This window comes from uncultured Caballeronia sp., assembly GCF_964243625.1.
Lineage (GTDB): Bacteria > Pseudomonadota > Gammaproteobacteria > Burkholderiales > Burkholderiaceae > Caballeronia.
The window spans coordinates 1-3,885 of sequence record NZ_CAXTGZ010000566.1; the positions used below are offsets into that span (position 1 = coordinate 1).

4 protein-coding genes are annotated in these 3,885 nt (G+C 60.2%); all 4 read left to right on the forward strand.

Going from position 1 to position 3,885, the window contains the following annotated elements; genetic code table 11:
- Positions 1-396 precede the first annotated feature (396 nt).
- Positions 397-1,995 (forward strand): methyl-accepting chemotaxis protein, encoded by a 1,599-nt coding sequence (locus ACFFAR_RS27145; RefSeq protein WP_174364876.1) that lies wholly within the window; start codon positions 397-399, stop codon positions 1,993-1,995.
- Between the two features lie 166 nt (positions 1,996-2,161).
- Positions 2,162-2,434 (forward strand): DUF4148 domain-containing protein, encoded by a 273-nt coding sequence (locus ACFFAR_RS27150; RefSeq protein ID WP_174364877.1) that lies wholly within the window; start codon positions 2,162-2,164, stop codon positions 2,432-2,434.
- 179 nt (positions 2,435-2,613) lie between these two features.
- Positions 2,614-3,318: a FadR/GntR family transcriptional regulator gene (locus ACFFAR_RS27155; RefSeq protein WP_062003424.1), complete on the forward strand. Its 705-nt coding sequence runs from the start codon at positions 2,614-2,616 to the stop codon at positions 3,316-3,318.
- A gap of 24 nt (positions 3,319-3,342) precedes the next feature.
- Positions 3,343-3,885 (forward strand): NAD(P)-dependent oxidoreductase (locus ACFFAR_RS27160; protein WP_375508816.1); only part of this gene is annotated, 543 nt, incomplete at its 3' end.

Consider the following 3,885-nt stretch of genomic DNA (forward strand, 5'->3'; position numbering starts at 1 on the left):
CCGTCATGTCCCACCTATTCCATTTGATCTGAAAAATTTTTAATCTGGCGCAGCGTTAAAGAATGGCGCTCGTTTGCCGTTAATCAGCCTTGGAGTTTCGAAGCGACGCTTGCTTCGAGCCCGGGCTAGACCGAAATTTTCTCCCGCACGGTCTGGCCATCAAATAGAGGGATGCGCGCGCGTTTTCCAAGATGCGAGCCGATTTCCCCTTGTGTCCCGTGGCGCCGAAACCGGCGTCATGACAGAGAGACGACACGACCAGTTGTCATCGCGATGGCTTACAGCATCGAAAGCTAAGGCATCGTCATTTCGGAAGCCTTGCAAATGATTCGCTTTGGCTTTGCCATGCGCATTGGTATTGCCCGCCTTTCAAACTCAAATAACAAGGTCATGTTGATGAATCAGTTCAAAGTTGTGACGCGCCTCTCGGTGGCTTTTGGTGCATTGCTGGTGCTTCTCGGCGTGGTGGCTTTCGTCGGGCTGTTTGGAATGTCGAGAATCAACGACACGCTGACGAACATCGTGGATCGCAGCACTCAGGAAATGACGCTTGCGCAGACCATGCGTTCTTCGCTGGACCAGCGTTCCATTGCGATCCGCGACATGCTGCTGTTCGAGGACGAGAAAGAGGTCAAGGCCAACGTCGACAAGATCAGGCATGAAGAAGGCATCTATGACGACGCAGCGCGTGCGCTCGCCGCGACGTTTGCATCCAGCGGACATGTCAGCGACACCGAGCAGACGCTCCTGACCAAGCTCAAGTCCGACGAAGCCACCACCATGCCGCTGATGGCGCGCACGGCGCAGCAGATCTTGTCGAACGACAAGGCGTCGGCAAACCAGTCGCTGATCCAGGAAGTGCGTCCCAGGCAGATCGAATGGCGCGGGACGTTGCGCTCGCTGATCGAGCTGGAAAAGAAAACCATGTTCGACGACGCAAGCCGTGCGCAAGCCGATTACGCGCGCCTTCGTGTGGTGACGCTCGGGGCGGCGCTGGCTGCGTTGATCATCGGCGTGGTGGCCGCGATGGTCATCACGCGAAGCATCCTGAAGCAACTTGGCGCGGAACCCGGTGAAGCGCAGCGCGTGGCAAGCGAGATCGCGGGCGGGAACCTGAGCGTGCCGGTCGTTCTCGGTCGTGACGATGACCGCAGCCTGATGGCATCGCTCGAAGCCATGCGCGCGCAGTTGAGCGCCATTGTCAGCGGCATCAAGACATCGGCGGATTCGATCGCGGTTGCCGCGAACGAGATGGCGCAGGGCAACCTGGACTTGTCGCAGCGCACTGAAGAGCAGGCGGCGTCGTTGCAGGAGACGGCGTCGAGCATGGAAGAGCTGACATCCACGGTCAAGCAGAATACCGATAACGCCAAACAAGCCAACCTGCTTGCCAAGAGTGCGTCGGATGCAGCGGCTGCCGGCGGTCATGTGGTCGAGAGCGTGGTCAGCAAGATGCAGGAGATCTCCGCGAGTTCATCGAAGGTGGGCGAGATCATTACGCTGATCGAAGGCATCGCGTTCCAGACCAATATCCTCGCGCTGAACGCTGCGGTGGAAGCGGCGCGTGCAGGAGAACAAGGCCGCGGTTTTGCGGTGGTTGCAGGAGAGGTGCGCACGCTCGCGCAACGTTGCGCAAGCGCTGCAAAGCAAGTGAAGGATCAGATCGGCGAATCGCTCGGTCACGTGGATACAGGATCGAGTCTCGCCGCCGATGCAGGCCGCAGCATGAACGATTTGCTGACGTCGGTGAGACACGTGACGGACATCATGGCCGAGATATCGGCGGCTTCGTCGGAGCAGAGCACCGGGATAGAACAAGTCAACGTTGCTGTCAGCCAGATGGATGAGGTCACGCAGCAGAATGCGGCGCTCGTCGAACAGGCCACCGCCGCGGCGCAAGCGATGGCCGATCAGGCCAACAGTCTGCGTGAAGCGGTCGGGGTGTTCAGGGTGGCAAGCCTGGGTGAGCGCGGGACCCGAATGCTTGCGGCGTGATTTTTTAAACGCCGCCTGATGCTTGCACCGCTCATGAGGCGAACATGACGCGCTTGTAATCCTGGCGTCAGCCTGGAGCCACGGTTGGGTGCGCAAAATGACAGTCAGGCATCGCTCATAGAAAGCAGTGCCGCACTGACGTTCCACCACTCAAGAGGCAACCATCATGAAAGCATCGATATGCGCAACTATCGCCGCCGCTGTCATCGCGATTCCTTCCTTCGCTTTTGCTCAGGCCGATACCTCGGATAACGCCCCTATAACGCGGGCACAGGTCAGGGCCGATCTGGTTCGGGTCGAACAGGCGGGGTATAACCCGGCAAGCAGCGACATAAATTACCCGGCGGATATCCAGGCCGCGGAGGCAAAGCTCAACGCCGATCACGCTTATGGCGGCGTATCGAACGGTTCGGCGAACGGGGCTGCGGTTCAGAATTAGGGTCAGCGACGCGCCGACTGAGTTGCGCGGGGTGCGGACAAGCACCTCGCGCTCAATACTCGCTCGTTAGGCACCCGTCCTCGCAGCGCCAGGCAGATCAGGGTAATTGCCAGTATCTTAAATTTGTTGGAAATTTGTATGATGACCACATCACCCAACAAATTAACGATGCTGCATACATGTTCGAAAAGATTCCCGCGCGGGCGCTGAGCGACTCCGTCGCGCAACAACTCCTTCTGCAGATCGAAAAGGGCGGCTTCACAAGCACCGGCAAATTGCCGACGGAAGCCGTGCTGGCGCAGGAGTTCGGCGTCAGCCGGACCGTCGTGCGGGAAGCGATTTCCCGCCTCAAGAACGAGGGCATGGTCGAACCGCGGCAGGGCAGCGGCGTGTTTATCGTCGAGCGGGCAGGGATTCGGCCACTGCGCATCGATTACGCGCAGGCCGTGGAGCCAGGCGCGGTCGTGCAGATACTGGCGTTGCGCCGGGCTATCGAAGCCGAAGTCGCGGCGGAGGCGGCCATGCGCCGGACCGACGAACAAATGGACGTCATCGAAGCGAAGCTGGCGCAAATCGATGTCGCCGTTGAGCAAGGCGACGACGGCGTCACTGAGGATGTTGAGTTCCATCGCGCCATTGCGAGCGCCACGGGCAATCCGTACTTCCTCACCACGCTCGCTTTCCTCAATCAATATCTTGAAGCGGGCACGCTGGTGACGCGCCGCAATGAAGCGCTGCGTGAAGATTTTTCTCGGCAAGTGCGCGAGGAACACGCGCGCATTGCAGCCGCCATTCGCGCACGCGATCCGCTGGCCGCGCGCAATGCCGCCCAGACTCATCTATATAACGCCGCTCGGCGCCTGGCGGAAGCCGGGATCTGCTGACGCATCAATCGAAAGGATAACGAAATGTCCAGAAACGTAGGCGTGATCGGTTTGGGTGCAATGGGTCTGGGCGTGGCGCGCTCGCTGCTGCGCGCAGGCTTCAAGGTGCATGCATGCGATGTCCGCACTCAAGTGCTCGAAGCCTTCGCAAGCGAAGGCGGCATTGCCTGCGCGACGCCTGCGGAGCTGGGCAGCCAGTGCGAAGTCGTGGTCACCGTTGTAGTCAACGCAGCGCAGACCGAGACCGTGTTGTTCGGCACAGACGCGCAACCGGGCGCGGTTGTATCGATGAAACCCGGCGGCGTGGTGCTCGCATGTGCAACGGTGTCGCCCGCGTTTGCAATCGAGCTTGGAAAACGCGTGGAAGCGGCCGGTCTGCAGATGCTGGATGCGCCCCTGTCGGGCGGCGCAGCACGCGCCGCCTCAGGCGAGATGACGATGATGACCTCCGGCCCCGCTGCCGCGTACGCTGCCTGCGAAGACGTGCTCGCGGCAATTGCGGGCAAGGTGTACAGGCTGGGTGACACCCACGGCAAAGGATCGAAGGTCAAGATCATCAACCAGTTG

Bases quoted from the DNA above. Each gene is read 5' to 3' on its own strand.
- ACFFAR_RS27145 (WP_174364876.1), top strand. From the start codon at position 397: ATGAATCAGTTCAAAGTTGTGACGCGCCTCTCGGTGGCTTTTGGTGCA.
- ACFFAR_RS27150 (WP_174364877.1), top strand. From the start codon at position 2,162: ATGAAAGCATCGATATGCGCAACTATCGCCGCCGCTGTCATCGCGATT.
- ACFFAR_RS27155 (WP_062003424.1), top strand. From the start codon at position 2,614: ATGTTCGAAAAGATTCCCGCGCGGGCGCTGAGCGACTCCGTCGCGCAA.